We start from the raw sequence: 6912 nt of genomic DNA on the forward strand, positions 1-6912 counted from the left end.
AACCAACTGCCCCCATAGCCCCCTTGCTTCCCACCACCTTTGATAGCTGGCATTATTACGAAAGCCCAAAAACAACGACAAGGCTATCCCAAGTAAGGTAAAAGGCGCGACGCTATAAGAAGAAAAAGAGCTTGGAAAGCCATGCTGAATATTGGTGATCAGCGCACTGATAAGACCAATCAGTAAAATTTGAGGATATACCTTGGGTACAATTGAGCCACGCAAGGTAAAAAATAGCTTGATGGCACTAGGATTTTGCTTGACGATCATACTCTTATGCCATTATTAAACGATAGATTTCTAAAAAATCATTGATTGTTATAGTGATGTAAGGATAACGAGCTCAAGATGACATAGTAGGTGCTAGCGGGCAAAAATTCAACTATAGTAGATATTGACAAAAGCATATCAGTAAAATAATCATATAAATAAAACAAGGAATGCATGATGAAAAAATTAGGATTATGCGCCGCAGTGGCATTAAGCTTGAGCGCGTGTGCTGGCGGGATAAACGGTGGCACAATAGGCACAGGCAACCAAAACACCATCGTCACCCAATACCCTGTTGAAGCCGCTATGCTCAATATCTATACCAAAGCACGTAGTCAAAGCTTGGTAGCGAGCGTCGGTAACCAAAGCGCCTCAGCAGATATTACTGTTACGCCAAAAGGCAATATGGTATTTAAAAATAAACAAGTACAAGGGGCTGAAGTAAATACGATTAACAAAATAAACAATCAAATCACTGACCAATCTGTCGCCATCAATTACTTTACGGTAAACCCATTGGTTTTTCATGGTTATACCGACAGCTCAGGCAAGTACTCACTCGCCACTCAGAGCACTACCATTCCCAAACTAGCAACCGTTGGCTCCTCTAGTCCATTGATTGCAGAGGAGGTCTACGCCGATAGAAGTATGCGCAATAAGATAGGTAGCTACAGACAAGGCTGGTCACTGACCAGAGATACCAATAACACCGCATGGTTTTGTATCGACACCTCAGCCAACCTACTCGTCGCCAATGATCCCAATGGCGCCTCATCAGAATGCTATAAAATCAATGCGCGCGGTGATATCTTAGACAGCAAAGTGACGATTAGTCAACCGACTATTAACGGCACAAAAGCGATTGTCTTTACCGGCCGTTAGAACTGGCTTTAAATCATCTATAGCACCAAGAAAAAGCCCCTTATATATTAAATAAGGGGCTTTTTTTAGGATAGTTATTTATGCTGCTACAAAACCTATCATATTAAACGGCAATTTTATAAGCTGCTTTTTTGACACGCATATCGCCAGTTTCGACATAACGCTGATGCCATGATAGGGCTTCGTCCAAGATATGCGGCGTTTGCATACCAGCCGTATCTGAGGCACGATCAAAATAATCTTGCAGCATTGGGCGATAGTCAGGATGAGCGCAGTTATCAATAATCGCTTGTGCGCGCTGACGTGGAGATAGACCACGCAAATCTGCCAGTCCTTGCTCAGTGACGATGACCATTACATCATGCTCAGTATGATCATGATGCGAAACCATCGGCGTAATACAAGAGATGGCGCCATCTTTTGCTACGGATGGCGACACAAAGAATGAGGTATAAGCGTTACGAGCAAAATCACCTGAACCGCCCAAGCCATTCATCATATTGGTGCCCATAACGTGGGTTGAGTTGACGTTACCATAAAGGTCACACTCAATCATGGCATTAATGGCCAATACGCCTAAGCGACGCGCGACTTCAGGATGGTTGGTGATTTCTTGTGGACGCAATACGATACGCGCGCGCAGCTCTTCGATATTGGCATTAAAACGCTCTAGCGCATCTGGGCTTAATGACAGTGCGGTTGCCGACGCCATGGTCATTTTTCCAGACATAATAAGATCCAACATACCGTCTTGCAATACTTCGGTGTAGCCAGTCAAATTCTCAAACGGGCTGTTTTGCAGTCCTGCCAATACGGCATTGGCAACGTTACCCACACCAGACTGGATAGGCAATAAATTTTCTGGCATACGACCTTTTTTGACTTCATCATGGAAGAAATCAATGATATGACTGGCAATTTTGTTTGAGCACTCGTCAGGGTCTGAGAACTTGCTGTTGCGATCTGGTGAATTCGTTAAGACAACGCCAACCACTTTATCTAGGTCACAATGTAGATATGGCACACCGATACGTCCGCCTGGGGTCACAAGTGGAATTGGCTTGCGGTTTGGTGGCATACCGATATCATTATAAACATCATGCATACCTTCTAACATTAAGCTTTGCTGCGCATTGACTTCTAAGATGATTTTGTCTGCATTCTCTAGCCAAGCATTGTTGTTACCGATAGACGTCGATGGAATCAGGCGACCATCTGGTAAAATACCAGATACTTCAACGACCGCTATATGCATCTTGCCATAAAAACCAATGGTGCTCTGCTGTGCCACATGCGATAAATGCATATCAAAGTAATGCGCGGCGCCAGCATTGACTTGTTTACGTAGCGCAGGCTCTGATTGATATGGCGTGCGCCACTTGATGCCGTTCGCCTCTGCCAACACGCCATCACACTCAGTTGCAGTAGAGGCACCCGTCAATAAACCAATTTGAAAGTCTTCACCGCGCGCATGAGCCGCTTGCATATGTTTGGCAAGCGCGGCTGGTATCGCCTTTGGATAACCTGCGCCAGTAAAGCCACTCATACCGACATTCATGTCGTTTTTGATGAACGCTGCTGCTTGCTCAGCAGACATAATTTTTTTGCTTAGACCTTCGTGAAGCACGCGACCTTCATGATTTAATGATGTCATACCTTTTTTCCTAGTAACTTCCATATTAAAATCAAACCACTTCATGATGAAGCGTTTGATACGAAACCAACAATAAAATGCATTGATGCATATTAGCAACTTTCCCATAAAAAACAAGTTGATTGGCTTAAATTTACCGATAGAGATTTTACCCACTCTATAAAAACTAACATTAGTTCGTTTTTAATATGTTATACCTAGAGTTTTTTATTTCTCTAGATAGCAGTCAAATAGATTTTTCTTTTCAGTGATTTCAGCATAAAAACGATACAGCAGCAATAGAATAGTTTTTACACAGCCTCTGTCTGCTCAGGACCTAGCAAGCAAGAAAAAGCTTTTCCCATTAAGCCTTTGTAATGTTTGTTCTTAGCTTATTTTGGACTGATATAGCTTGGAAAAAAGATACTTACCATGGGGCATATAAAAATGAAAACACATACCTTTAAACACCGTATTCAAAATATAAAACCAGATATTTTTATTTAATCAAGAAATCATATCGATTGTATTTATGGTTTTTTGTTCATAAAAACAAAAATCTTTACCGCAAGATTAGGATGGTCATTATTTTTAAAAACACTTAGCGTGTGTTATATTTTAGAAGTTGGCAAAATATTTTTGCTAACGGTTATAATAAGAAACGCCTGTGCTAAAGATTATATAAACGCCGTTCGTGATAACTTCTTCATAAAATTTTCGCAGCGAAGAAAATAAGTATTCAGTTATTTAAGGATGAATGATGACAACCCAACAGCATGTTTTGGCTTGTATTGATGGCTCAGCAGTGACAGAGTCTGTCTGTGACTATGCGGCATGGTATGCAAAGCGGCTCAATATTTCGGTAGGATTGCTGCATGTCAGTGATGTAGCGGCATCCATTAGAAGAGACTTGTCAGGGGCAATCGGTATCAATAGCCGTCAATTTTTGCTGGATGAACTGTCTCAGCTTGATGAGCAAAGAGCGAAGGTAGTAAATAGCTATAGCAACGCCTTAGTACAAGATGCCAAAAGCCATATTAACAGTCGGTTTGATGACATAGACGTCTATATTTATCAGCGCCATGGCAAACTGCTGCCTGCTATTGAGCATTTTAAAGCGCATAATCGTGCCATTGTTATGGGACGGCGCGGTGAAGACCATCAGAATAGTCGCATCAATATCGGCAGCCAAATCGAGACAGTGGCGCGAGCGTCAAACGTACCGGTGCTTATTTGCTCAGAGAGATTCAAAGAGCCTTGCTCGTACATGATAGCCTTCGACGCTAGTAAAACCGCCATTAAAGCCATAACTATGTTGTCAGAGAGCAGCTTATTAAAAGGCATGCAAGGTCATATCGTGATGATCGGCAATGATAATGAAACTGCTAAAAAAAGTCTGGCTAATGCATATGCGCAGATGACATCGGCAGGTTTCTTGGTAGAGACCCATCATCTTCAGCAGCTTGATGCGGTCAATGGCTTATTAGCTTTTCAGATGGAACATGCAATCGATATTATTGTGGTGGGTGCTTATGGCAGCTCAAAATTACAGCATCTATTTCTTGGCAGCACTACGACAGAGATTATCGCCAGTACGCTGTCGCCAGTTATTTTGGTACGCTAATAGCTAAAAATCAGGGTCGATACGTTTGATAAATACCAATGATATTCTTTATAGATTGATAAATATAAAAAAGCAAGGCATCTGGTGCCTTGCTTTTTTATATTTATCTAACAGATTTCATGGTTATTTGACTTAGATGTTTAGTCAAATAGGTGCTTAGTCAAAATGGAAACCTGCACCGATGGCGGCACCTACGTTGCCTTGGGTGTCCGCTGTACCATTTAGCTTCATTACCCAACGTCCATCATTAGACATTTTCGAGAAGCCAATCGCGACAGCACTTTCACCATTATAGGTCGCGATACCACCGCCTATCATCGGTTTACCGATAATGTACGCTTGAGGCAATGAGGACATCGCCATGGCGGCTGAGATACCTGCGTTGGCGTCATCTTCGACTTCGCCAATTCTGTAGCCAAGCTCATTAATGCTATTGCCTAGATTTCTATTGACTGCGTCCAATTGTCCGAAGTTCACAGCGTCTCTAGGTTGCATGCCGTCCGCAACATTGGTTATCTTAGTGCCAGCAGCATTAATACCAGCAGCTGTCATACTAGGAGCCGTTTCACCATTGCCTGCATATATACCGGTTTTAGTGATACTAGGGCCACCTGCAATAACGACTCCGTTTGTGCTGACGGTTGTATCACCAGTCGTCACGCTGTCGACATTAATGTTGCCGTTCAAGTCAAACTTGATGCTACCGCCTGCTGATGTCGTGGTGATATTATTGCCACCTTTAAACGTAAGTGGAGCAGAACCTGCTTTTTTGTTGATAACAGGACCAGTATCTGCATCGAAGTTGAGTCCAGAGCCCATCTCAGCTATCGCAGCTGTCTGTGTATTGATGGTAGATAAAACTTCAAATAACTGTCCACCATTGACGGCATCTTTACTCGCTACCTCAATGAAACCATTAGCAACGTTGGTAATCTTGTTACCACCAGCATCGACACTGGTTTTAGTGAACTTAGGACCACCGGCGATAGTTAGACCGCTGTTATCCATCGTAGCATCACCCGTTTTTACGCTATCTACTGCGATGTCTTTACTTAAATTAAAGCTAACATTATTACTCTCTGCTGTTTTAGAGACGGTTATATTGTTATCAGTATTGTTTAAGTCGACTGTATCGCTTGGTTTCACTGTGCTGGTATTTGCTCCTTGGGCGCTAATATTCCAGCCTTTGTTGGCATCAGCTGCACTTTGTTTGACTTCGTTTAACTGTCCAACATTCACAGCGTCAGTAGTTGCTTCGCCTCGTGCAACATTGGTAATAACATTACCACCATTGTTGAGGCCACTGCTACTTAAGCCGACTGTACTACCACTGAAGCTGACGCCACCCGTATTTACTATAGTAGCCCCTGCTCTTAAGCCAGTAGATGAAATCATAACGTCATTGCCAAAGCTTGCACTGTTAAGCCCAGTTAAGTCTTTTGCCAATTTCACTGTTAGAGTATCAGTACCATCAGCGATAACGCCAATATTACTATCCGTTAGTTTGGTAGGATCACTCACTCCACCTTTGACGATAATTTTTTCACCAAGCTTACGTTTGATGGTCGTTGGTGCGTTATCGCCACCAAACGAGATACCTTTATCGAAGGTGTCGCTTATGCCGCTTTGAAGACCAGATAGCTGCTCCTGAGTCGCTGCTTGACCACCGGTATAGGTGGTACTGGCATCAAAAGTAGTATTGGTCAATCCTTTAACGATACCGGCAGTACCGTCGATTGATACAGCATTTGCGCTAGTGCCACCGATTTTGATAGTGTCAGCTAGACCAAACTTCGCACCATTACCAAAAGCCGTAGTGGTAATGTTGGTATCAGTCGCAACTTGAATTGCCTCACCTAATGCATAGGTTTTTGTTGTGCCATTTAGGTCGAACTTAATACCTTTGGCAATGTCTTCGTTAGTCTTAAATAACTGACTACCGTTAACCGCATCCTTACTAGTAGCGCTCAATAATCCAGCAGCAACGTTAGTAATTTTATTATTGCCGTTATTCAGACCATTGTTAGTCAGAACTACTTGACCGTTATCACCACGATACAACGTAATACCAGCATTATTAATTTGAGTATTTCCAGTAGTCACGCTACCAGTTTCACCAAGGTTAATATCTTTAGCCAGTCTGACGGTTAAAGTATCATCACCATTGGCTGTGACACTGATATTTTTCGTTGCTGGGTCAGCATTGATAGTATCGCCACCTTTAACCGTGAGCTTTTGACCAAGCTTACGATTGACATCTGTTCCACTGTCTCCGCCAAAGTTTAAGCCTTTATCGATGTTATTATTGGCCAGATTTAACTGTCCAACGTTAACTGCATCAGTATCTTGCACACCAGCTTTAACATTGGTGATTTGATTGCCGCCACTGTTCAACCCTGTGCTGCTTAATTTCACGCTGCTGCCGCCAAGGAAGCTTACGCCACTTGTGTTCATCACCGTGTTACCCGTGGTGACGCTAGTAAGACCGGTTAAGTCTTTGGCC

5 protein-coding genes are annotated in these 6912 nt (G+C 42.8%); 2 read left to right on the forward strand and 3 right to left on the reverse strand.

All coding sequences use genetic code 11. The features are described 5' to 3' along the window. On the reverse strand, positions 1 to 270 hold a 270-nt coding region (locus ABYU67_RS11590; protein WP_372845358.1), incomplete at its 3' end, for a bestrophin family ion channel. 174 nt (positions 271 to 444) lie between these two features. Here ABYU67_RS11590 and ABYU67_RS11595 point away from each other — a divergent pair. Then, complete coding sequence (locus ABYU67_RS11595; protein WP_372845360.1) at positions 445 to 1152, forward strand: hypothetical protein; 708 nt, start codon at positions 445 to 447, stop codon at positions 1150 to 1152. Positions 1153 to 1255: 103 nt separating this feature from the next. Here the strand turns inward: ABYU67_RS11595 and ABYU67_RS11600 are convergent, their stop codons facing one another. Continuing rightward, positions 1256 to 2806, reverse strand: a complete 1551-nt coding sequence (locus ABYU67_RS11600; protein ID WP_372845362.1) for an acetyl-CoA hydrolase/transferase family protein — start codon at positions 2804 to 2806, stop codon at positions 1256 to 1258. A gap of 739 nt (positions 2807 to 3545) precedes the next feature. Here ABYU67_RS11600 and ABYU67_RS11605 point away from each other — a divergent pair. Then, on the forward strand, positions 3546 to 4409 hold the full coding sequence (locus ABYU67_RS11605; RefSeq protein WP_372845364.1) for a universal stress protein: 864 nt from the start codon (positions 3546 to 3548) through the stop codon (positions 4407 to 4409). A 156-nt stretch (positions 4410 to 4565) separates the two neighbouring features. On the opposite strand, the gene ABYU67_RS11610 is transcribed toward ABYU67_RS11605, so the two are convergent. Further along, on the reverse strand, positions 4566 to 6912 hold a 2347-nt coding region (locus tag ABYU67_RS11610; protein ID WP_372845366.1), incomplete at its 5' end, for a YadA family autotransporter adhesin.

Origin of the sequence: Psychrobacter sp., from assembly GCF_041554015.1 — a bacterium.
Classification (GTDB): domain Bacteria; phylum Pseudomonadota; class Gammaproteobacteria; order Pseudomonadales; family Moraxellaceae; genus Psychrobacter.